Source organism: Streptomyces sp. NPDC003691 (assembly GCF_053981115.1).
In genome coordinates this window covers 1-21,884 of the sequence record NZ_JBSFNQ010000074.1, presented here as the reverse complement: position 1 = coordinate 21,884, position 21,884 = coordinate 1, and the positions used below count along the sequence as shown (strand labels likewise).

General features: G+C 74.3%; 16 protein-coding genes. 6 read left to right on the top strand and 10 right to left on the bottom strand.

Annotated features, from left to right (window positions below):
* Positions 1–55: 55 nt before the first annotated feature.
* The 8 genes from ACWDR0_RS27050 to ACWDR0_RS27015 all read right to left on the bottom strand — a co-directional run bounded on the left by ACWDR0_RS27050 (position 56) and on the right by ACWDR0_RS27015 (position 12,575).
* Positions 56–1,030: a S66 peptidase family protein gene (locus tag ACWDR0_RS27050; RefSeq protein ID WP_456354385.1), complete on the bottom strand. Its 975-nt coding sequence runs from the start codon at positions 1,028–1,030 to the stop codon at positions 56–58.
* Positions 1,027–3,036, bottom strand: coding sequence for a prolyl oligopeptidase family serine peptidase (locus tag ACWDR0_RS27045; protein ID WP_456354384.1), 2,010 nt, complete (start codon positions 3,034–3,036; stop codon positions 1,027–1,029). The genes ACWDR0_RS27050 and ACWDR0_RS27045 overlap by 4 nt, the downstream gene beginning before the upstream one ends.
* A gap of 102 nt (positions 3,037–3,138) precedes the next feature.
* Complete coding sequence (locus ACWDR0_RS27040; RefSeq protein ID WP_456354383.1) at positions 3,139–4,512, bottom strand: M20/M25/M40 family metallo-hydrolase; 1,374 nt, start codon at positions 4,510–4,512, stop codon at positions 3,139–3,141.
* Positions 4,505–5,347, bottom strand: a complete 843-nt coding sequence (locus ACWDR0_RS27035) for a M55 family metallopeptidase (protein WP_456354382.1) — start codon at positions 5,345–5,347, stop codon at positions 4,505–4,507. The genes ACWDR0_RS27040 and ACWDR0_RS27035 overlap by 8 nt, the downstream gene beginning before the upstream one ends.
* A 93-nt stretch (positions 5,348–5,440) precedes the next feature.
* The gene (locus tag ACWDR0_RS27030; RefSeq protein WP_456354381.1) at positions 5,441–6,247 is read right to left on the bottom strand and encodes a class I SAM-dependent methyltransferase; all 807 of its coding nucleotides are present in this window, start codon (positions 6,245–6,247) and stop codon (positions 5,441–5,443) included.
* 208 nt (positions 6,248–6,455) lie between these two features.
* Positions 6,456–8,960 (bottom strand): ATP-binding SpoIIE family protein phosphatase, encoded by a 2,505-nt coding sequence (locus ACWDR0_RS27025; RefSeq protein ID WP_456354380.1) that lies wholly within the window; start codon positions 8,958–8,960, stop codon positions 6,456–6,458.
* Positions 8,961–9,267: 307 nt separating this feature from the next.
* On the bottom strand, positions 9,268–11,706 hold the full coding sequence (locus ACWDR0_RS27020; RefSeq protein ID WP_456354379.1) for an MFS transporter: 2,439 nt from the start codon (positions 11,704–11,706) through the stop codon (positions 9,268–9,270).
* 422 nt (positions 11,707–12,128) lie between these two features.
* Positions 12,129–12,575: an SRPBCC family protein gene (locus tag ACWDR0_RS27015; RefSeq protein ID WP_456354378.1), complete on the bottom strand. Its 447-nt coding sequence runs from the start codon at positions 12,573–12,575 to the stop codon at positions 12,129–12,131.
* A 188-nt stretch (positions 12,576–12,763) separates the two neighbouring features.
* Between ACWDR0_RS27015 and ACWDR0_RS27010 the strand changes: the two genes are divergently transcribed.
* The 3 genes from ACWDR0_RS27010 (at position 12,764) to ACWDR0_RS27000 (ending at position 14,992) form a co-directional block, all read left to right on the top strand.
* On the top strand, positions 12,764–13,813 hold the full coding sequence (locus ACWDR0_RS27010; protein WP_456354377.1) for an Rv2578c family radical SAM protein: 1,050 nt from the start codon (positions 12,764–12,766) through the stop codon (positions 13,811–13,813).
* A gap of 101 nt (positions 13,814–13,914) precedes the next feature.
* The gene (locus ACWDR0_RS27005; RefSeq protein ID WP_456354376.1) at positions 13,915–14,448 is read left to right on the top strand and encodes an N-acetyltransferase family protein; all 534 of its coding nucleotides are present in this window, start codon (positions 13,915–13,917) and stop codon (positions 14,446–14,448) included.
* A gap of 193 nt (positions 14,449–14,641) precedes the next feature.
* Positions 14,642–14,992 carry a hypothetical protein gene (locus tag ACWDR0_RS27000; RefSeq protein WP_456354375.1) on the top strand — a complete coding sequence of 117 codons (351 nt, stop codon included), beginning with the start codon at positions 14,642–14,644 and terminating at the stop codon, positions 14,990–14,992.
* 82 nt (positions 14,993–15,074) lie between these two features.
* Here ACWDR0_RS27000 and ACWDR0_RS26995 read toward each other — a convergent pair whose 3' ends face one another.
* Positions 15,075–16,799: a helix-turn-helix domain-containing protein gene (locus ACWDR0_RS26995; protein ID WP_456354374.1), complete on the bottom strand. Its 1,725-nt coding sequence runs from the start codon at positions 16,797–16,799 to the stop codon at positions 15,075–15,077.
* Between the two features lie 254 nt (positions 16,800–17,053).
* Here ACWDR0_RS26995 and ACWDR0_RS26990 point away from each other — a divergent pair, with 254 nt between their 5' ends.
* Positions 17,054–17,668 carry a hypothetical protein gene (locus ACWDR0_RS26990; RefSeq protein WP_456354373.1) on the top strand — a complete coding sequence of 205 codons (615 nt, stop codon included), beginning with the start codon at positions 17,054–17,056 and terminating at the stop codon, positions 17,666–17,668.
* Positions 17,669–17,702: 34 nt separating this feature from the next.
* On the opposite strand, the gene ACWDR0_RS26985 is transcribed toward ACWDR0_RS26990, so the two are convergent.
* The gene (locus tag ACWDR0_RS26985; protein ID WP_456354372.1) at positions 17,703–18,293 is read right to left on the bottom strand and encodes an adenylosuccinate lyase; all 591 of its coding nucleotides are present in this window, start codon (positions 18,291–18,293) and stop codon (positions 17,703–17,705) included.
* A gap of 433 nt (positions 18,294–18,726) precedes the next feature.
* On the opposite strand from ACWDR0_RS26985, the gene ACWDR0_RS26980 reads away from it, so the two are divergent.
* Positions 18,727–20,541, top strand: a complete 1,815-nt coding sequence (locus tag ACWDR0_RS26980) for a 3-hydroxyacyl-CoA dehydrogenase family protein (protein ID WP_456354399.1) — start codon at positions 18,727–18,729, stop codon at positions 20,539–20,541.
* A 100-nt stretch (positions 20,542–20,641) separates the two neighbouring features.
* Positions 20,642–21,481: a TetR family transcriptional regulator gene (locus tag ACWDR0_RS26975; RefSeq protein ID WP_456354371.1), complete on the top strand. Its 840-nt coding sequence runs from the start codon at positions 20,642–20,644 to the stop codon at positions 21,479–21,481.
* The last annotated feature ends 403 nt before the right edge of the window (positions 21,482–21,884 follow it).

Below are 21,884 nucleotides of genomic sequence, written 5' to 3'. Positions count from 1 at the left end.
ACCCGCCCGGGGCCCGGTCCGTTCTCCGGGCCCGTCCCCCACTCCGCCCGTGCGGTCACAGCAGGGCCGGTTCCTCCAGGGTCAGGGTGGCCGCCTCGGCGTCCGCGTCGAGGACCGCGGGGACGCCGAGCGGGACCGTGAGGTTCGTCGGGCCGTGGCCGAAACCGAGTTCCTCGACGACGGGGACGCCCAGCTGCCCCAGCCGGTCCCGGAACAGTTCGCGCAGCGCTTCGTAGGGGCCGCACTCCGCCCAGGAGCCCAGGGCGATGCCCGCGACACCGTCCAGCCAGCCGCCGCGGATCAGCTGGGTGAGGATCCGGTCGAGCCGGTAGTCCTGCTCCTCCACGTCCTCCAGGAGCAGCAGCCCGCCCGCCGAGCCCGGCCGGGCGTGGCGGGTGCCGAGGTCCGCGGCGAGCAGACTGGCGCAGCCGCCGAGGGTGACGCCCCGGGCCCGGCCCGGAACGAGCGCGCGGGCCGTGGGCAGGGCGATGGTGAGCCGGGACTCGGGCTCGAAGAGCGTGGCCCGCAGGGATTCCCGGGTCGTCTCGTCCTTCAGGAACGTCATCGCGCCGGGCATCGGCCCGTGGAGCGTGGCGAATCCGGCCCGGACGGCGAGGGCCTCGTGGAGCGCGGTGACATCGCTGTAGCCGACGAACACCTTGGGCCCGGCGGCCCGGATCGCGGCCCAGTCCACCAGGTCGGCCATGCGCTGGGCGCCGTAGCCGCCGCGGGCGCAGAAGACCGCGGCGTACGAGGGGTCGCACCAGGCGCGGGTGAGGTCGGCGGCCCGCTCCTCGTCGGTCCCGGACAGATAGCCGAACTCGCGGTGGCTGCCGCGCGCGTGCGGCATCACCACCGGCTCCAGGCCCCAGCCCCGTACCACCGCGAGGCCCTCGTCGAGCCGTTCGCCGGGAACCGGTCCGCAGGGGGCGACGATCGCGACCCGGTCGCCGGGGCGCAGCCGCCGCGCCCGGGTCAGCGGCCGGACGCCCGGGGTACCGGCCTGGGCCAGGGGGTTGAGCCTGCTCATGGGATCAGCTCCAGCGGGGGGACGTCGGGCCGTTCGAAGCCGAAGGTCCGGGCGTACAGGGACAGCTCCGCCTCCAGCGCGCGGATCATGGTCTCGGCGCGGCGGAAGCCGTGCCCCTCGCCCTCGAAGGCGAGATAGGCGTGCGGTACGCCGCGCCCGGCGATCCGCTCCAGCAGGGCCTCGCACTGCGCCGGCGGGCAGATCATGTCGTCCAGCCCCTGGAGGAGCAGGAAGGGCACGGTGATCCGGTCGGCGCGGTGCAGCGGCGACCGCTCGCGATACCGGGCGGGCACCTCGTCGACCGGTCCGATCAGGGACTCCGTATAGCGCGATTCCAGATCGTGGGTACCGCCGTCGGCCCAGCTCAGCGGGTCCAGTACGGGGTAGATGACGGTGCCGCAGGCGTACGGGAACTCCTCGGGCCTGGTCAGCGAGGCGGCCGCGGTCCAGCCGCCCGCGCTGCCGCCGCTGATGGCGATCCGCCCGGGGTCGGCCGCTCCCTCGTCGGCCAGGGCCCGGGCGACGGCCGCGCAGTCGGCGACGTCCACCTCGCCCCACGCGCCGCGGAGCCGGTTGCGGTAGTCGCGCCCGTAGCCGGTGGAGCCGCCGTAGTTGACCTCGGCGACACCGATGCCGCGGGAGGTGAAGTAGGCGGTCTCCAGATCGAAGGCGAGGTAGTAGCGGCCGGTGGGGCCGCCGTGGGCGCGCACCACGTACGGCGGGCGCTCGCCGTCGGGCCCGGTGTATCCGGGGTGGTGCGGCGGATGGACGATGGCGTGGATCTCCCGCCCGTCGGGCCCGGTGAAGGTACGGACCTCGGAACGCGGGTAGTACGCGGGGTCGACCGGGTCGTGGTGCGCCGCTCCGGCGACCCGGGTGTGGCCGGTACGGGTGTCCAGTTCGACGATCTCGTAGCCGCGGTCCGGTCCCGCGGCGATCCCCGTGACCCGCTCGCCGCTCACCACGAGATCGGGGGCCCATTCGGTCCACGGGCCCGCCGCGTCGACGACCTCGCCCGTGGCCGGGTCGAGGATGCCGAGGACCGCGGTGCCCCTGCCGTGGACCACGGCGATCAGCCCGTCGTCCAAGGGCGCCAGCCAGCGCATACCGGGCTTCCACAGAGCGCCGCCGAACTCCTCGCCGCGCCCGGGACAGAGCGCCCGCGGGCCCTCCCCGCCGGGCCGCAGGGCGTACGGCTCCCACCAGCCGGCCGCCTCGGACACGTACAGCAGGGTGCCGTCCGGGGCCCATTCGGCCTGGCAGACGGACTCCTCGGGGCCTCCGGCGACGACCCGGACCCCCTCGATACGGCCGTCGCCGGTGATGGCTCCGGTCAGCAGTTCGGTGCCGTCCCACGGCATCCGGGGGTGGTCCCAGACCAGCCAGGCGACCTGGCGGCCGTCGGGCGAGAGGCGGGGGCCGGTGGTGAAGCGGTTCCGGTCGCCGGTGAGTTCGCGGACGGCCGTCCGGTCGTCCGCGGCCGAGCCGTCGAGGGGGACGGCGGCGACGGTACGCCGGACGTCGGTGGGCGCGGGCCCGGTGAACTCCTCCAGGACGCACCACACCTCGCCCCGGTCCGCCAGGATCACCGGGTCGGCCCAGCGCAGCCCGCCGCCGGTACCGGAGACCGGGGTCAGGGGGCGCGGTACGGCGCCGGGCTCGTCGGGCTCCCAGCCGTACAGCCGCTGGTCGGGGAAGTTGACGAAGACGACGAACGGCCGGCCGGCCGGGCCCTGCGCCCCGGCCCAGGGGCGGCCGCCGTACTCGGTCAGTGCGCTGCGTACGTTCCACGGGGGCGGGAGCACGGACTCCTCGCCGCCGTCCGGGCGGCGGCGGACCAGGGTCCGGCGGCCGCCCTCGGCGGGCCGGGGCGCGGTCCACCAGATGTCCTCGCCGACGGCGCCGAGGAACTCGGGCCGGCCGTCGTGCGAGGCGGCGAGGGCGGCGCCGACCGGTGAGGGCCAGGTGCCGTAGGGGGCCGTGGTGACGGTCGTCGTCGACGACATGGCTGTTCTTCCCTTCGTGGTTGCCGACCGGTTCCGGGCCCGTCCGGCGCGGGGTACCGGGTGCCGGACCCGGGCGCCGGGCACCGGGCGGGCCTGACCTGCCTAGGCCGTCCGCAGATAGTGGTCGAGGACGTCGACGCCGAAGTGGAGGGCCTCGACCGGGACCCGTTCGTCGACGCCGTGGAAGAGGGCCGCGTAGTCGAAGCCCTCGGGCAGCTTCAGCGGGGAGAAGCCGTAGCCGGTGATGCCGAGCCGGGAGAACTGCTTGGCGTCGGTGCCGCCCGCCATGCAGTACGGGACGACATGCCCCTCGGGGTCGAAGCGCTCGACCGCGGCCTTCAGCCTGGCGAAGGTCGGCGAGGCGACGGGCGCCTGGAGCGGTACCTCCCGGTGCTGGAACTCCCACTCCACATCGGGGCCGGTGAGCCGGTCCAGGGTGGTGCGGAACTCCTCCTCGCCGCCCGGCAGCATCCGGCCGTCGATATAGGCGGTGGCATGCCCGGGGATGACGTTGATCTTGTATCCGGCGTCCAGCATCGTGGGATTGGCGCTGTTGCGGATGGTCGGCTCGACGAGTGCCGCGGCCCGCCCCAGTCCGGCCACGAGCGCGTCGGGGTCGAAGCCCTCGGCGTACGGATCGGCCTCGATGCCGTACAGCGCGGCGAGTTCGGCGAGAGCGGCGCGGACGGTCGGGGTGAGCCGTACCGGCCACTCGTACTCGCCGATCCGGGCGACGGCGGCCGCGAGCCTGCTGACCGCGTTGGAGCGGTTGACCTTGGAACCGTGCCCGGCGCGGCCGTGGGCGGTGAGCTTCAGCCAGGCGGTACCGCGTTCCCCGGCGCCGACCGGGTAGATCGTCATGCCGTGGTCGGCGTGGAAGCTGAAGGCGCCGGACTCGCTGATGCCCTCGGTACAGCCCTCGAAGAGTCCCGGGTGCCGGTCGGCGAGGAACCCGGCGCCGTCGACGGCGCTGGCCTCCTCGTCGGCGGTGAAGGCGACAACGATGTCCCGGCGGGGGGTGATCCCGGCGCGGGCCCAGGACCGGACGACGGCCAGGATCATGGCGTCCATGTTCTTCATGTCGACCGCGCCCCGGCCCCAGACGACACCGTCGCGGACCTCCCCGGAGAAGGGGTGCACACTCCAGTCGGCGGCCTCCGCGGGAACCACGTCGAGATGGCCGTGGACCAGCAGGGCGTCGGCGGACGGGTCGCTGCCCGGGATCCGGGCGACGACATTGGTACGGCCCGGGACCCGCTCCAGCAGGACCGGTTCGAGCCCGGCGGCGGCGAGCCGCTCGGCCGCGTACTCGGCGGCGGGGCGCTCCCGGCAGTCGCCGCCGCCCCGGTTGGTGGTGTCGATCCGGATGAGGTCGGAGGTGAAGTCCACGACCTCGCCGTAGGCGACCTCGTCCACCGGGGAGGGCCCGCCGGGGTCCGGTGCCGGGGCGGTCAGGGTGGAACGCTGCTCAGCCATACTGCTCCTCCGTCGCGGCCGACACCACGGTCGTGACCGCCTTGAACGTGCGGATCGCCTCGTACATCGTGGGGCTGGTGTACGCGACCCGGCGGGCGCCGCGCGGCCCGGACGGCTCCACTCCGGGCACCACGGTGGACGAGCCCGCGAGATGCTCGGCGTCGAACTCCAGCTCCACCGTGAAGGGCCCGGCGGCGACCGGGTCGCGGCGGACCGCGAGCGCCGTGGCCTCCTTGGCGGCGGACCGGATATCGGCGGCGGTACGGGCCGGGGTACGGCAGACCGCCGCATACCGGGAGACATGGTCCTTCACGGCCACCTTGCGGGCCTCGGGCGCGTATCCACCGGCGTCCACGCAGGTCAGATCGTCGCCGGTGACCAGGACGACGGGTACGCCGTACTCGGCGACGACATGGGCGTTCAGCCAGCCCTCGCTCGCCCGGTCGCCGTTGAGCCAGACCCCGGTGATGGAGTTGGCGAGATAGGTGTGGGCGAGGACGCCTTCGGCGCCCGCGCCCGTGTGGTAGCCGATGAAGGCGATGCCGTCGACGTCGCCGTGCTGGACGCCCTCCACCATGGCCAGCGCCTTGTGACGGCCGGTGAGCATCTGCACCCGCTCGTCGAGCTGCTCCAGGAGCAGGTTCCGCTGGGTCCAGTGCGCCTCGTTCACGAGGACCTCGTCGGCGCCGCCGTCGAAGAAGCCGAGCGCCGCGGCGTTCACGTCCGAGGTGAACATCGACCGGCACCGCTCCCACTGGGGAGTGCCGGGCAGTACGTCCGCCGGCCAGGTCACTCCGGTGGCGCCTTCCATATCGGCGCTGATGAGGATCTTCATGGCTCAATCTAACCGCACGGGGTCAACCCCCCACAGGGTCGGCCCGTGCGGCGCGCCCCGGCCCGCCGTCCTGCTCCCGGCGGGCGGGCCCGGTCATCGTTCGCGGCCGACGACCAGCCATTTCGAGGGCAGTTCGATACGGGAGCCGTCCGGCTCGTACTCGGTGGTCGTCAGCGGCAGCTCACCCGCGGCCAGGACGGCGAGTCCGGCGCGGTGGAAGAAGTCGGCCACATCGGAGTCGGCGACGGCGCCGGGGACGATGCCGTGCCGGAAGACGGGGCGGAGCTTGGGCGGCGGGCCGTCGGGGAACTGGGCGAGCAGGGCCAGCTTGCGGCCCGCGGCCTCGGCGAGTTCCACGACGAAGGCCCGGCCGCGGTCGCCGAGGAGTACCGCGATGCCGTCGGCGAGCGCCTGGCGGTCCTTCGGGTCGGTCTGGTGGAGCACCCCGCGCATATAGACGTTGCAGTCACCGGTCTCCTCCCGGAGGGCGGCGACGGCGTCCCCGTCGGTGGCGTCGAGCACCCGGAACCGTATGTTTCCGGCCGTGGGGGCGTCCGGGGCCGCGGCGCCGCGGTCGGCCGGTCCGCGGTCGGCCGGTCCGCGGTCGGCCGGTCCGCGGTCGGCCGGTCCGCGGTCCGCGAGCGCTATGGCGGCGGCCGACAGGTCGACGCCGAGGACCGCGGGAAAGCGGTCGGCGAGATAGAAGGTCTGGGTGCCGTTGCCGCAGCCGAGGTCGACGAGGGGGAGCCCGGGGGCGTCGATCAGGGGTTCGTACAGCGCCAGGTGGAGTCCCGCGGTGAGGGTGGGGTCGGCGTCCCAGAAGACCTCACCGGGTTCCTCGCCGGGCACCTCGCGCCAGAAGCCCTCCCAGGCGTCCCTGTACCGGCTCGTCACGCTCATGGACAGCTCCCCCATCCCCCGGGTCGACCGGTGGTCGGACAGTCGGCTCGCGCCGGCGGCGCCGGCGTACGGCAGCAGGACACGGCATCAGGACACGGCACCGCGGACGGTGCCAAGATCGGTGTATCGCGCTCTGATTGAACCGGCAAGTACGAAGACAGTATTTTCGTACGATTTCGCCGGAGCGCGGTGCGGAGAGTTGGAGGATTTACCGGAGGCCGGTCTCGAACCAGACGGTCTTGCCGTCCCGGGTACGGCTGGTGCCCCACGCCCGGGCGAGCGAGCTGACCACCCGCAGTCCCCGGCCGGACTCGTCCCCGGGTCCCGCGTCGCGCAGGGCCGGCAGGGTGTGGTCCTCGTCGGCGAGTTCGCAGAGCAGGGTCTCGGCGCGGACCAGCCGCAGTTCGGCGCGGCGCCCGGACGCGTGCCGCACGGCGTTCGCCACGATTTCGCCGACCAGCAGTTCGACCGTGGCGCCGATGGCGTCGAGGCCCCAGTGGCGCAACTGGCCGCGGACCAGACGGCGGGCTCGGGCGGCCTCCCGGGGCTCCAGCGACAGCTCCCAGACGGCGACGGACTCGGCGGGGATGCCGTTGAGCCGGGCCATCAGCAGGGCGACGTCGTCCTTGCGGCCGCCACGGGTGTTCAGGGCCCGGATGATGGTGTCGCAGGCGTCGTCCATCGAGGCCGCCGGATGGGCGGCGGACTCGCAGAGCGTGGCGAGCCCCACGCCGATGTCCTCGCCGCGCATTTCGACCAGCCCGTCGGTGCACATCACCAGCCGGTCCCCGGGCGCCACCCGGATCCGCCGGCTCTCGAACGGCACCCCGCCGACGCCGATGGGCGCGCCGGTCGGCAGTTCGAGCAGTTCGCTGCGGCCGTCGGCGGCCCGCACCAGCACCGGCGGCACATGTCCGGCGTTGGCGATGACCAGCTCGTGCCGGATCGGGTCGTAGACCGCGTAGAGGCAGGTGGCGAGGTAGTTCTCGCCGAGGCGTTGGGCGAGGTCGTCGAGGTTCCGCAGCAGTTGTCCGGGCGGCAGGTCGAGGGCGGCCATGGTCTGTACGGCGGTGCGCAGCTGGCCCATCATGGCGGCCGAGTTCAGCCCGTGTCCCATCACGTCGCCGACGACCAGGGCCACCCGGGAGCCGGGGAGCTTGACCGAGTCGAACCAGTCGCCGCCGACCCGGCCGAGGAGGGTGCCGGGCAGATAGCGGGTGGCGGTGTCGCAGCCCGCCATCCGCGCGGGCACCTGCGGCAGCATCGAGTCCTGGAGGGTCTCGGCGACGTTCTCCTGGTACGTGTACATCCGGGCGTTGTCGAGGACGAGCCCGGCCCGGGCGGCCAGCTCCGCGCCGGTGACCCGGTCCATATCGTTGAACTCGGCCCGCTCCGGATGGCGCAACAGGATCATGAAGCCGAGCACCACATTGCGGGCCTTGAGCGGCACCACCAGCATGGACCGGCCGTTGATCAGCGGCCGGATGTCCCGTTTCTCGAACTGGGACGCGATGGCGGTGCCCATCTGCTCGCTGATCCGCGGTACCAGCACCGGGTCGCCGGTGGTCATGCACTGGAAGAACGGGGTGTGTTCGGGGAACGGCATGGACTCCCCGACCGGGACCACGTCGTCCCAGCGGCCGGGTTCGTCGACGTGCTCGACGGCGACCCGGTGCCACATCGTGGTGGTGTCCGGCGGCCCGTCGGGGAAGCCCTCGCCCGCGACGACCTGCTCGCGCAGATAGGTGCCCGCGACATCGGTGAAGCGGGGCACCACGGTGGCGCTGACCTCGTGGATGGTGCGGGCCAGGTCCAGTGAGGAGCCGATCCGTCCGCTGACCTCGTTGAGGAACTCCAGCCGTTCCCGTACGGCGGCGTATTCGAGGTCCTCGGCGAGCACCGCCCTGGCCTGCTCGTCCAGGGTGTGCCCGGCGGCGGCCGCGGCCTCGGCGGCCCGGCGCCGCGCCCGCCGCTCGGCGCGCCGCGGCACACCCCAGTCGGCGGTGACCGGAACCCGGTCGTGATGGCTGAACTCCAGTACCGGATAGCCCAGTTCGAGGATCTGGGAAACGATCCGGGTCGCCTCGGTGACGCTCATGCTGGGGAGGATCGCGGGCAGTCCGCGGGCGAGGTCGTCGGCGCCGGGGAAGTCGGTGTGGAGGGCGAAGGCGGGGCTGATGCGCTCGATGCCGTCGGCGGCGGTACGGTCCTCCGCGCCCGGGCCGGGGGCGGCGAACTGGTCGGCGTCGGCGGCCAGGACGATCAGCCGCTCGGGGCCGGGGCCGACCATGGGATAGGCCCACCAGAGCACGTCCACCCGGTCCCGGCCGGGTTCGGAGAGCCGGGCCCGCCCGGCGGACGGGTAGGAGGCGCGGCCGGTCAGCGAGGCGCGGAGGCCGGGTCCGGCGAAGTCCGCGTCCGTGGGTTCGCCGGGGTCGCCGGGTTCCTCCGGGTCGTCGAGCCCGTCGAGCCCGTCGGACCCGTCCCGGTCGGCGGAGCCGTAGCCGTCGTCCTCCGCCAGTGCCCCGGAGACGGGGAGTAAATCGGTCGCGGCCCGGCCGACCGCCTCCTCCCGCGAAGGGCCGAACAGCCGCCGCGCACCGGTCGACCAGTGGGACACCAGGCCGTCACCGTCCACGACGACCACGGCCAGCGGAATCCGGCCGTCCACGGCATGCTGCCGCGGCACTCTCGGCGGAACACCACTGTCCATGGGTGGGAGGCTCCTTCCGCGCCGCGGGGCTACGCGGCCTGTGACCACCGTACGGCGCAGGGCACTCCGTGCGTGGCGCAACGGCCGAATCGGTCGTGCGCCCGCGCAAATCCGGCGTACACGGCGCTCTTGCGGGCAGGGCGGCGGGGGCAACTCGGGCAGCCGGGGCCGGTCGTGCCGGGCGGCCGAGGGGCCGGGCCCGGGGCCGTACGGCACGACTCCGGGCCGACTCCGGCCGGGCAGCCGTCCCGGGGTACCTGGCCCGGGGCCGCCCGGCCGGAGTGGGTCGGCCGGAGTGGGTCGGGGGTCAGTCCGCGTGGCCCAGCTGGAGGTCGCGTTCCGTGCGGCCGCCGCCCGCGACCTGGAGGACCGTGGCCACCGGCGGGTACCCCGCGGCGATCACCGTGTACTCGCCGGACGACAGGTCGACGAACCGGAACGTGCCGTCGGGGCCCGTGGTGAGGGTGTCGACCACGTTCCCCGCGGCGTCCAGCAGCGTCACCCGGGCCTCCTCGACCGGCCGGCCGCCGCCGGCCCGTACCGTGCCGCGCAGCACCGCGCCCCCGGCCAGTTCGATGTCCTGCCGGGTCTCCCGGGACGCCTGCACGCTCACCGGGAGCGCGGCGGGCCGGAAGGCCGGGGCGCTGGCGGCCAGCGTGTACTCCCCGGCGACCAGTTCGGTCATCACATAGCCGCCCTCGCGCCCGCTGCGCGCGGTGGCGACGACGTCCCCGCGGACATCGGTGAGGGTGACGGTCGCGTCCCGTACCGGCAGGCCGTCGGCGGTGCACACGGCGCCCGCCAGCCGGCCCGCGCCGCCGAGGACGACATCGAGTTCGACCGGCCGCTCCCCCACGGTGACCGTCACGGCCTGCGGCTGGTGGCCCCCGGCCGCCGCGATCATGACATACGAGCCGGATCCGGGGACGCTCAGTGCGTAGCGCCCGTCGTCGCCGCTCGCGCCGCGCCCGATCTGCTGCCCCCGGACGTCGATCAGGGTCAGAGCGGCGCGCGGTACGGCGGTGCCGTCGTAGTGCTGGACGGTTCCGCAGACCGGGACGCCGAACGGGGCCGGCTGCGCCGTGCCGCTGCGGGCCGGGGGCACGGCGGCGACCGCGATCTCGTAGGGCAGGCTCTCGGTGGTCTCGGCGAGGGGCGCGTTCTGGGACACCAGGGGTTTCTCCTTGAGGAAGCAGGCGATGAGGAGGCCGAGCAGCAGGACGGGAACGAGATAGAGGAAGATCCGCGGCATTGCTTCGGCGTAGGCGGCGACATACGCGTCCCGGACCTCGGGCGGCAGCCCGCGGACGATGTCCGGCGTGACCGACTCGGGGTCGACACCGGCCGGGAGGCCGGTGCCGCCGGGCAGCCGGTCCGCGAGGGCCTCGGTCAGCCGCTGGGCGAACAGGGTGCCGAAGACGGCGGCTCCGATGCTGCCGCCGATCTGGCGGAAGTAGGTGTTGGCGCTGGTGGCGGTGCCGAGGTCGGCGGGGCGTACGGAGTTCTGGACGGCGAGGATCAGCACCGGCAGCACCAGGCCGACGCCGGTGCCCAGGACGGCCTGCCAGATGCCGTACTCCCAGCGGGGGGTGTCCGCGTCGAGGCGGGAGAGCAGCCACATGCCGACGGCGGCGACCAGACTGCCCACGACGGGGTGGGCGCGGTAGTGGCCGGTGCGGCTGATGAGCTGTCCGGAGACGATGGACGCGATGACGATGCCGCCCATCATGGGCAGCATCAGCAGCCCGGATTCGGTGGCGGAGGCGCCGTCGACCATCTGGAGGAAGGTCGGCAGAAAGCTGCCCGCGCCGAAGAGCGCGATACCGGCGGCGGCCCCGACGAGCCCGGTGATGTTGAAAACGGAGTCCCGGAACAGCCGCAGCGGAATGATCGGTTCGGGGGCGTAGGCCTCGACGACGAGGAAGAGCAGAGTCGTTACGGCGGCCCCGGCGGCCAGACCGATGATCGTGGCCGAACCCCAGGCGTGTTCGGTGCCGCCCCAGCTCGTCAGCAGGACCAGACAGGTGGAGGCGGTGGCGAGCAGCAGGGCGCCGAGGACGTCCAGCCGGCCGCGGCGGGCGGGCCGGGGCAGTTTCAGTACGACACTGACGACGAGCAGGGTGACCAGGCCGAAGGGCACGTTGAAGTAGAAGCACCAGCGCCAGGAGACATGGTCGGTGAAGAAGCCGCCGAGCAGGGGTCCGGCGACGGAGGCGAGTCCGAAGGCGGCGCCGATGAGTCCCATGAAGCGGCCGCGGTCCCGGGGCGGGACGATATCCGCGATGATCGCCTGGACGCCGATCAGCAGTCCGCCCGCGCCGATGCCCTGGAGGGCACGGAAGGCGATGAGCTGGTCCATGGTCCGGGACCAGCCAGCGAGGGCGGAGCCGATGACGAAGACGACGATGGCGAACTGGAAGACGCCCTTGCGGCCGAAGAGGTCGCCGAGCTTGCCGTAGACGGGGAGGGTGATCGTCGAGGTGAGCAGATAGGCGGTGATGGCCCAGGACATCCGGTCCAGACCGTGGAGTTCACCGACGATCTTCGGCAGCGCGGTGGCGACGATCATCTGTTCCAGCGCGGCGAGCAGCAGTGCCAGCATCAGCCCGAAGAAGACCAGCCGGACCCGGCGGGGGCCGAGCACGGTGCCGGGCGGGGCGGGGGGTCCGGGCGGACCGGGCGGTTCGGGCCCGGCGGGGACCGCCGGCGCGGCCTGCCCGCCTTTCACCAGAGTGCTGCCGCCCACGTGTCCGCTCCCCTCGTTCAACGTTCTGCGCGGGCGTCATTCTGCGCGGGCGAGGGGGTGGGCGGCCGGGGGTGCGGAGGCGGGCCGCGGGGGCGTTCGGCCGCCGGGCCGGGGCGCACGTCGGGCGCTCATCAGCGGCTTTCCCCCGGCGGGCGGATGCGCGGGGCGCACCGGGGCGCGGTCGGGAAATCCACCCGATCCGGTGAGTCCGGGAACGGCTCCGGGGGCCTGGTCCCCGCTCCGGGCGGGCGGGCCCGGAGCGGCGGGGCGGCACGGGCGCCCGCCCCGGTGGCCGGGACCGTACGGGCCCCCGGGCCCGGCCGGGGCGCGGCCCCGGGCCGGGCAGCGAACAGCGCCCGGCCCGGCCTGCTGCTGACCGGCCGGGACCGTGCCGGAGGCCCGGGCGGGCCCGGCGCGGGGCGTCAGGACTGTTCGACCTCCGCGGCCAGACGGGCCAGCACGCCGTCGTAGATACGGGCGAGGCCCTTGGGGGCGAAGGTCCGCTCGAAGAATCCGCCGATACCGCCCGCGCCGTTCCAGACGCTGGTCACCACGGCCTTGGACTTCCCCTCGCCCGCCGGGGTGACCGTCCAGGTGGTGACCATGGACGAGTTGCGGTCCTTCTCGACCAGCTGTCCGTCCGTCGGCTCGGTGACCTCCAGCAGGCAGTCGCGGACGCGCTTGCTGGTGGCCTGGAGCCGCCAGTGGACCAGGGTGCCCTCGCCGTCGCCGCCCTCCCGGACCTCGTATTCGCTGAAGTGCTCGGTCAGCAGCTTCCCCCGGCTGTTCTCGTAGTCGGCCAGAGTGTCGAAAACGTCCTCCGCCTTCGCCGCGATGATCCGTTCCGTCGTGGCCTCGACCTGCGCCATTGCCGTTCCTCCAGCATTCGGTTGTTCGGGGGTGGCGCTAGCCAACCACCTCGTCCGCACGGGCCCAAATCCGGGGGGCGGGCGTACGGCACACGGCCCCGGCGCGGCAGGGCTCCCGACGCGCCCCCCGGCGATCATGGGAACACTTGTTCTATTGTGTGGTTCGAGCACCGCCGAGGAGGCCGACCATGCGCTGGGACCATCTGGCCGACGACACCACCCCCGCCCGGGGCGCCGCGAACCCCGCCCTGTTCGGTACGGACGCGGTGACCACCCGGACCTTCGACACACCCGAGTTCCGGGGCATCACCTTCCACGAGGTGAGGGCGCGTTCGATCGTGAACCGGGTGCCCGGGGCCTCCCGGATGCCGTTCGAATGGACCGTCAATCCGTACCGCGGCTGCACCCATGCCTGTGTGTACTGCTTCGCCAGGAAGAGCCACGGCTATCTGGACCTCGACACCGGGATCGGCTTCGACTCCCAGATCGTGGTCAAAATCAACGCCCCGGAGCTGGTCCGCGACCGGCTCGGCTCCCGGCAGTGGCACGGCGCGCACATAGCCATGGGCACCAATGTCGACTGTTACCAGCGCGCGGAGGGCCGCTACCGGCTGATGCCCGGCATCATCGCCGCCCTGCGCGACCACGCCAACCCCTTCTCCATCCTGACCAAGGGCACCCTGATCCTCCGTGATCTGGAGCTGCTGCGGCAGGCGTCCGAGGTCACCGAGGTCGGAATCTCCGTCTCCGTGGGCTTCCTCGACGAGGAGCTGTGGCGCACGGTCGAACCCGGCACCCCGGCGCCCGAACGCCGTCTCGACGTGGTCCGGGTCCTCGGTGACCACGGCATCGGCTGCGGAGTGCTGATGGCACCGGTCATCCCCTTCCTCGGCGACCACCCCGACCAGCTGCGGACCACCGTGCGGGCGATCGCCGCGGCCGGCGCGACCTCGGTGACCCCGCTCGTCCTGCATCTGCGGCCCGGCGCCCGGGAGTGGTTCATGGCCTGGCTGGCCGAGCACCATCCGCGGCTCGTCCGGCGGTACGAGCAGATGTACGCGGCCGGGGCCTACGCCCCCACCTGGTACCAGCGCCGGATCACCCGTCAGGTGCACGAACTGGCCGCGGAGTACGGCATCGGCCCCTCGGGCCGCGGAGCCGCCCGCCGCCTCACCGTCCCCGACCCGGCCGCCCCGCGGGCCGCGGCTGCCGGACCGACCCAGCTCAGCCTGCTGTGACCCCGCTGCCCGGCCGCGCCCGGCAGGGCGGTACCCGGGCCGCGGGCCGGACCGGCGGAAACGGACTGGCACCGGCGCCCCGCCCCGGCCAGGATGCCCTGATGGAGCCCCTGATCAGAGAGATGACGGACGGCGACTGCGGCGCGGTCGCCGCGGTCCGGGTGCGCGGCTGGCAGTACGCCTACGCCGGTCTGGTGCCGCAGCCGTACCTCGACTCCATGGACCCCGAGGAGGCCGCCGACCGGCTCCGCGGCCACTTCGCCGCCCGCGCGGACGGCGTGGTCCATCTCGTCGCCGAACGCAACGGCACCGTGATCGGCTGGGGCTGCGCGGGCCCGGGCCGGGACCCGGACTCGGCGCCCGGAGCGGCCGAGCTGTATGCGCTCTACGTGCTGCCCGCGCATCTGTCCACCGGTGCGGGCCGGGCCCTGCTCGGGGAGCTGACCGACCGTGCCGGGGCCGCCGGGCGGCGGTCGATGACGCTCTGGGTCCTCAAGGGGAACGTCCGCGCCCGCCGCTTCTACGAACGGGCGGGCTTCCGCCCGGACGGCGCTGAGGAGCCCTTCGAGGTGGGCGGCGCCGTGATCCCGGAGGTGCGGTACGCACGGGGGCCCGGCCGGGACCGGCCCGCGTAACGCGCTGGGCCGGGCGGCCGACCCGGACCGGATCGCGTAACGCGCTGGGCCGGGTGAAGGACAACGGCGGAGTGGTGACGACCCCGTGGTCCGGAGGTTCCGTACGCTCACGACCTCCATACGGGACGAATGGCGCGCATCACCCGCACGCGTCGTGCCACCGCCCGGCACCACCGACGCGAAAGGCCATGCCATGAGCGGCCAGAACGGTAAGACCGGACCGGAGAAGTGGCCCGACGGGGTCGTCAGCCTGGGACCGACCGCAGCCTCGGGCCCCGACCAGGGCACCGACCGGGTTGCCCTGTCGGGGCAGGGGGTCTTCGACCAGATCGTGCCGACGCTCCCCTTCATCACCTCCACCTCCCGGGTCTTCGTCTCCCTGGCGGAGATCGACCCGAACGGCGACCGCAAGCCCTTCATGGGAGCGGCACCCCTGAAGGTCTACAACGTGGTCCCCAAGGACGACCACACCGTGCACCTCCGGATCGACATCGACTGGCCCGAGGAGCTGGTCGTGGTCGCCTCCATCGCGTACTTCAACTGAGCCCGGGGGCCTTCACCGGCCCGGCCGCCGAGCGGTGCGGCCCGCTCGGGGAGCTCCCGCGGACCGCGGAACGGGACGCCGCTCAGCCCTCCTCCGGCCGGGCGGCGTCCGCCCCGGCCGGGGCCGCGGCCACCCAGCGGCGGGCGCCCGGGTCGTAGTCGTACACCGGACGGCCCGTGATCGCGCTCGTACGGAAGGGCCTGCCGTCGTCGTCGACCCGGACGACGCCCCGGCGGCCGCCGCTGCTCCACTCCAGCTCCAGATACCAGTCGCAGTCGCAGCGCGCGGACTCCGCCGTGACCAGCAGCACCTCCGGGTCGCGGACCGACACCCGGTAGGGGAACGACACCGCGGGGATCGGGCCGTTCTCGCCGTGGCCGGGGACGGAACGGGCCAGCGGACGCCGCCGGTCGAGGTCCACCTCGAAGGCGCGGGGAGTGAGCACTCCCCCGCAGCCCTGGTCCATCCGGTAGACATTGCCCGTGCGCGGCGGTTCCCGGCGGGCCGCCGTGCGCACCTGGAGCGAGTGGAGGACGACGGCCTGCTCGCCGGTGCCCTGCACGGTGATCCGGACCCGGGTCTCCCCGCCGTGCACCGCGCCCAGGGCGCCCGCCCAGGCCGGGGCGTCCGCCTCGACGGGCGGCGGGGGTACGGCGGACGGGCCCCGGCCGACCAGGTACTCGTGGCCGCAGCCGTACGCCCACTGATGGTGGTCGGTGGCCACCGTGAAGGGAGCGCCCGCCACGGGAACCGCGGGCGGCGTGACCGGCCCCCCGTCCTTCGGGTCCGGCGAACCGCCGCGCGGCGGCCGGGCGGACCCGGTGGACGGCGAACCGGCGGGGCGCGACGGCCCGGCGGCCGCCGAGGTCGACGGCGAGGCCGGGGGCCGGGTGGTGGACGCGGCGCCCTCCCCGCCACCGGCCTGCTCGCCCCGCCGCACGGGCTCCCCGCTCTCCGGCCGCGCGGCCGCGGCCGGACGGTCCGGGGAGTTGCCGTACGCGACGAGACCGACGACGAGACTCACGGCGAGCGCCACCAGCCCGGCCGCGTACGCCGCCCGGCGGGCGGGCGGGCGGATCGGGGACCGCGGCCCGGAGCGCGGCCCGCCGCCGCCGAGTACGACGGTCTCGGCCGCCTCGGCGGCGGTGCCGGTGCTCGTGGCGCCGCCGCTCCGGGTGACGGGACCCGGGGTCCTGCCGCTGCTGCTGCCCGTGGCCGGGCCCGGTGCCACGGCGCCGCTTCGCGCGGCGGGTCCGCTCCCGGCTCCGTCATATGCGCCGGTGCGCCGGTCGTTGCCGGTGTCCGTGGCGGGGAACGTGCCGGTACCGGTGGTCTCCCGGGGGGCGGGTCCGCTCTCCGTACCGGTGCCGCCGGCCGGGCCGGGCGCCGTACCGCCGGCCGTACGGCCTCCCGCACCGGGACCCGTGCCCGTATCGCCGCCGCCGTCACCGGCCGGGCCCGCAGCTCCGGTCGCGCCCGGCTCGGGCGCTCCGGGCGGGGCCGGTTCCGCCCCGCGGGCGGTCGCCGCCTCCTGGCGGCGGGTGCGCTCCGCGTCCGCGAGGACCCAGGCGTGGTGGAGCGCGACCAGTTCGCCGCCGCTCCGGCCGCAGAACCGGGCGAGCCGTTCGACCGGGGCGAACTCCGCGGGGACCGTCGCGCCCGAGCAGTAGCGGTGCAGGGTGGAGGCGCTCACTCCGATCCGGCGCGCCAGGGAGCCGTAGCTTCGCCCGGACTGCTCGCGCAACTCCCGCAGCCGGTGGGCGAACGCTTCGGCGGCCGAGCCCTCCGGGTCCCGCGCTGTGCTCACGTCCGCCTCCGTCCCGCCGCGCCGACCGTCCCGGGGCGGCATTCCACCCCCCTGCGTTCTCCCACGTCACCGGGGGTGGAATGGTTCCACCGTCCCAGGGGCGGCCGGAAGCCTTGTGGCCGTGCCGCCGTGCTCCCGAAGCTGGTCCCGGCACCAGCAGTCGGCCGGACCGGGCCGGCGAGCGGGCCGATTACCGACCGAGCAGGCCGTTCGGACGGATCCTGCCGTTCAGACCGAGCAAACGGGGACTTCTTATGACGCATCTGACGATGCTCCGCTCCGCCGCCGTGACCACCGCGGCCCTGGGCTTCACCTTCACCGCCCTGTCCTGGGCCAGCGCCGCACCCGCACCGGCCTTCCTCTCCGCCGCCCAGCTGCCGCCCGCACCCACCGCGTGGACCGCGGGCCCGGTGACCCCGGGCCTGCCCGACGACTTCTGCACCGGGAACACCGCGCCGCGGGCCGCCAGCAAGCACCGGCTCTTCCACACCGAGCTCGACACCGGCGCCCGCCAGACGATCACGGTCGCGGCGAGCGAGGCGAAGGCCAAGCAGCTCGTCGTCAACCTCCGGGCGAGCATCGCGACCTGCTTCGACCGGATGAGCGCCCGGAACCCCGATCTGCTGGGCGGCAGCACGTACCACGGCGCCCTGGCGGTCGAGGAGGGCGCACATGTCTACGGCATCGACACCCAGGACCCGGTGGGCGGCGCGAACGACGCGGCGCTGTACTCGGTGGGCCGTGACGGGCGCACCGTGACCGTGGTGGCCTGGGGACAGCTCGGCGACGTATCCGACGGGACGGTGGCCGCGTTCCGGACGACCACCGTCACCGCGGTCGCCAAGCTGTACCCGGGCACCTCGCGCTGAGCCGCCCGGCGCCGGCCGCCCCGGCCCGCGGCCACTACTCGCCCGGCTCCGCCGCTTCCCCCGGCAGCCGGGCGAGCGCGGCCGACGCCGGGGCGGCCAGCGCCGGATGGGCGAGCGCCGCGTCCAGCACCGCACGGGCCCGGGCGTCGCCCAGCGCGCCCAGGCCCTCCACACAGGCCAGCGCGAGCCGCCGGTACGGGTCGCCCGGAGCGAGCCGTCTGCGGAGCACGGTGATCAGGGCCGGGGCCGACTCGGGGGCGCGGAGCCGGATCAGCAGCCGTACCGGCGTCAGCGCATAGGCGACCCGCAGCTCATTGGTGGCGAGGGCGGCCGCCGCCCGGGGGGTCCGGGGGTCGGCCAGCCGGTAGAGGGCGTGCGCGGCGGAGGTACAGCGCTCCGGGTCCCGGTGGTTCAGCAGCAGGACCAGTGCCTCGAAGGCCCGGCGGTCCCCCGCGCTGCCGAGCCGGAACGCGGCCAGCTCCCGCGCCCACAGCGGGCGTTCGTACGCGGTGAGGACATCCGCCAGCTCCTCCTGGTCCGCCGTCACGAGCAGCCGTTCGTACGCCGTCGAGCCGCCCGACTCGCTCCGCAGCCGCCGGGCCAGCGACCGCAACTCGTCGTCCATACCCCGAGCGTAGCGACGATCCGTAGCGCTCCGGTTTCCGAGCGCGACCCAGATCACATCCTCACGCCCTCCCCGGGGTCTGGCGCGCTCGTTACCCGCCGGTTAACCTCAGGTGAGCGGGTACCCCCCGCCGGCACGACCGCGACGGCCTGGTGACGCAGCCGCCGCGGGTGCATTCGGTTCGGCGAGTACGGCAGTTCGGCGCGCGTGTCGGTCGCGTGCCGCCTTCGGCGGGACCCCGGGACAGGGTCCGCCGCCCCGCACCACCTCTCACCGGTTCGGGCCGCGCGCCCGGGCACGATCCGTACGCTTCGTGCCCGGCTTCCGCGACGGTCCGGCCCGCACGGCCCGCCGCGCGCCGCCATCCCCTCGCCAGGCGCGCGGCGTCTCCTCTCGTCGTCACTCACCACCCTGGAGTCCCCCGATGGACCCGATGGACCCCGTGAACCCGCCGGAAAACCTCCCGAACTCCCCCGCCGCCGCACATACGGTGGCCGTCGTCGGCCTCGGCACGATGGGCACCGGCATCGCCGAAGTGCTCGCCTGCGCGGGCCGCGAGGTGATCGGTATCGACATCAGCGAGACCGCCGCCCGCCGCGCCGTCGCCGCGGTCGGGGCCTCCACCGCGCGGGCCGTGGAACGCGGGCGGCTCACCGAGGAGCGGCGCCGGGCGGCCCTCGCCGGGTTCCGGACCGCGACCCGCCTGGCGGCGGCCGCGGACGCCGATCTCGTCATCGAGGTGGTCTCCGAGACATACGAGACGAAACAGCAGGTCATCCGGGAACTGGACGGCATCGTCCGGCCGGACGCGATCCTGGCCACCGGCACCAACGCGCTCTCCGTGACCCGGCTCGCCGCGGAATCCCGGCATCCCGAGCGGGTCGTCGGAATGCACTTCTTCAACCCCGCCCCGGCGATGAAGCTGGTCGAGATCGTCTCCTCGGTGCTGACCGCCCCGGCCGCCGTGGCCGCCGTCACCGGACTCGCCCGCGATCTGGGCAAGGAACCCGTCGCGGTCGGCGACCGGCCCGGATTCGTCGCGGACGGACTGCTGTTCGGCTATCTGAACCGGGCCGCCGCGATGTACGAATCGCACTACGCCTCCCGCGAGGACATCGACGCCGCCATGCGGCTGGGCTGCGGGCTGCCGATGGGCCCGCTGGCGCTGCTGGACCTGATCGGCATCGATACGGCCCGTACGGTCCTGGAGGCCATGTACGCCGAATCGCAGGACCGGCTGCACGCACCCGCGCCGGTGCTGCGGCAGCTCGCCGCGGCCGGGCTGACGGGGCGGAAAGCGGGCCGCGGCTTCTACACCTACGCCGCGCCGGGCTCCGCCGAAGTGGTGCCCGACGCACTCACCCCGGCCCCGGCGGCGGGCGCGGCGCCCCGCGAGGTGCGGTCCGTCGGCGTGGCCGGGTCCGGGACGATGGCGAGCGGCATCGCGGAGGTCTTCGCCAAGGCCGGGTACGACGTCGTGCTGGTCGCCCGGTCGGCGGAGAAGGCCGCGGCCGCCAGGGAGCGGATCGCCGCCTCGCTGGCCCGCTCGGTCGCCAAGGGCCGGACCACGGAGGCCGCCCGGGACGCGGCGCTCGGACGGATCGTGCCCGCGGGGTCGCTGGAGGCCCTGGCCGGCGCGGATCTGGTGCTGGAGGCCGTCGCCGAGGACCTCGCTGTCAAACAGGAGCTGTTCGCGGCGCTGGACCGGATCTGCCGGCCGGGCGCGATCCTCGCCACGACGACCTCGTCGCTGCCGGTGGTGGCGTGCGCGCGGGCGACCTCACGGCCGCAGGACGTGATCGGGATGCACTTCTTCAACCCCGCCCCGGCGATGAAGCTGGTCGAGGTGGTGCGGACGGTCCTCACCGGGGACGACGTCCACGCCACGGTCCGCGCCCTGACCGCGACCGTCAAAAAGCACCCGGTGGACTGCGGTGACCGGGCCGGGTTCATCGTGAACGCGCTGCTGTTCCCGTATCTCAACAACGCGGTCAAGATGCTGGAGCAGCACTATGCGTCGGCCGACGACATCGACGCGGCGATCCGGCTGGGCGGCGGCTATCCGATGGGCCCGTTCGAACTCCTCGACGTCGTCGGGCTCGATGTGTCGCTGGCCATCGAGAAGGTGCTGTACGAGGAGTTCCGCGAGCCGGGGCTGGCGCCCGCGCCGCTGCTGGAGCATCTGGTCGCGGCGGGCTGTCTGGGGCGGAAGACGGGACGCGGTTTCCGCGAGTATGCCCGGCGGTGACCACCCGGCGCCGGGCCCTCCGGGGGAGCGGGGCCCTCCGGGGCCTCCGGTGAGTGGACCGAAGGCGCGCTCTCCTGCACGGATGCAGTACGTTCAGCTCATGGCCGAGCCCGCTGATCCCCGTCGCCGTACGACCCGTCCCAAGAGCACCACGGACGCGCCCGAGAGCGCCGCGGGCACCCGGGCCGCCGCGCAGAAGCTGAAGATGCGCCGCGAACTGGCGGCGGCGGCGATGGAGCTGTTCGCCACCAAGGGGTACGAGGCGACGACCGTCGACGAGATCGCGGCGGCCGCGGGGGTGGCCCGGCGCACCTTCTTCCGCCACTTCCGCTCCAAGGAAGAGGCCATCTTCCCCGACCACGACGACACCCTGGTGCGCGCGGAGGCCGTACTGAACGCGGCACCGCCGCACGAGCATCCCCTGGACACGGTCTGCCGCGGCATCAAGGAAGTGATGCGGATGTACGCGGCATCCCCGGCGGTCTCCGTCGAGCGCTACCGGCTGACCCGGGAGGTGCCGACGCTGCGGGAGCGCGAGATCGCCTCCGTGGCCCGGTACGAGCGGCTGTTCACCCGCTATCTCCTGGGCCACTTCGACGAACGCGACCACCACGACGGCAACGACGATCCGCTGCTGGCCGAGGTCGCCGCGTCCGCCGTGGTCACGGCGCACAACCATGTACTGCGGCGGTGGCTGCGGGCGGGCGGCCAGGGCGATGTCGAGTCCCAGCTGGACCACGCGTTCGCGATCGTCCGCGACACCTTCGGTACCGGGATCATGGCCGGGCGGGCGCCGGGCGCGGAGGCGCCGCGGGCCGTGGTGGCAACGGTGTCCGAACCGCACGAGGAGGTCCTGGTGGCGGTGGCCCGCACGGACGCGCCGCTCCCGGACGTGATGCGCACGATCGAACGGGCCCTCCGCAGGAGCGCCTCCCGCTGAGGTTCCTCGCTCCCAGGGGTGTGCCTTGCCCGCGGGGTGCGGGCGGCTTCTGCGCCTCAAACGCCGGCGGGGCCGGGGCGCCTCCCGCTGGGGTTCCTCGCGCCCAGGTCTCCCGGGGGCCCGGTTGCCCGCGCGGTGCGGGCTGCTTCTGCGCCTCAAACGCCGGCGGGGCTGAAAAGCTTTGTGACCGTTGCTTCGTGGGGTCGTCACCGGCCTTGTCTGGGTTCGGGTGTGTCGTGGGCCTCCGGGCTCACCTCCTCGCCACGTGCGATGCACCGCCCTGAAGCGCGTCGGTCTTGTCGCCCGTGGCTGCGGGGGCGACCCTGCACCCCACTCCCACGTGATCCCGACTTGAGCAGGCGGTCAAAGCCCCTGGTGGTGTCGCCGTCACCGGGGGGAGAGA

Bases quoted from the DNA above. Each gene is read 5' to 3' on its own strand.
- ACWDR0_RS26980 (WP_456354399.1), top strand. From the start codon at position 18,727: ATGGACCCCGTGAACCCGCCGGAAAACCTCCCGAACTCCCCCGCCGCC.
- ACWDR0_RS27030 (WP_456354381.1), bottom strand. From the start codon at position 6,247: ATGAGCGTGACGAGCCGGTACAGGGACGCCTGGGAGGGCTTCTGGCGC.
- ACWDR0_RS27040 (WP_456354383.1), bottom strand. From the start codon at position 4,512: ATGGCTGAGCAGCGTTCCACCCTGACCGCCCCGGCACCGGACCCCGGC.
- ACWDR0_RS27025 (WP_456354380.1), bottom strand. From the start codon at position 8,960: ATGGACAGTGGTGTTCCGCCGAGAGTGCCGCGGCAGCATGCCGTGGAC.
- ACWDR0_RS26990 (WP_456354373.1), top strand. From the start codon at position 17,054: ATGACGCATCTGACGATGCTCCGCTCCGCCGCCGTGACCACCGCGGCC.
- ACWDR0_RS27005 (WP_456354376.1), top strand. From the start codon at position 13,915: ATGGAGCCCCTGATCAGAGAGATGACGGACGGCGACTGCGGCGCGGTC.
- ACWDR0_RS27000 (WP_456354375.1), top strand. From the start codon at position 14,642: ATGAGCGGCCAGAACGGTAAGACCGGACCGGAGAAGTGGCCCGACGGG.
- ACWDR0_RS27015 (WP_456354378.1), bottom strand. From the start codon at position 12,575: ATGGCGCAGGTCGAGGCCACGACGGAACGGATCATCGCGGCGAAGGCG.
- ACWDR0_RS27045 (WP_456354384.1), bottom strand. From the start codon at position 3,036: ATGTCGTCGACGACGACCGTCACCACGGCCCCCTACGGCACCTGGCCC.
- ACWDR0_RS27050 (WP_456354385.1), bottom strand. From the start codon at position 1,030: ATGAGCAGGCTCAACCCCCTGGCCCAGGCCGGTACCCCGGGCGTCCGG.
- ACWDR0_RS26985 (WP_456354372.1), bottom strand. From the start codon at position 18,293: ATGGACGACGAGTTGCGGTCGCTGGCCCGGCGGCTGCGGAGCGAGTCG.
- ACWDR0_RS26975 (WP_456354371.1), top strand. From the start codon at position 20,642: ATGGCCGAGCCCGCTGATCCCCGTCGCCGTACGACCCGTCCCAAGAGC.
- ACWDR0_RS27010 (WP_456354377.1), top strand. From the start codon at position 12,764: ATGCGCTGGGACCATCTGGCCGACGACACCACCCCCGCCCGGGGCGCC.
- ACWDR0_RS27035 (WP_456354382.1), bottom strand. From the start codon at position 5,347: ATGAAGATCCTCATCAGCGCCGATATGGAAGGCGCCACCGGAGTGACC.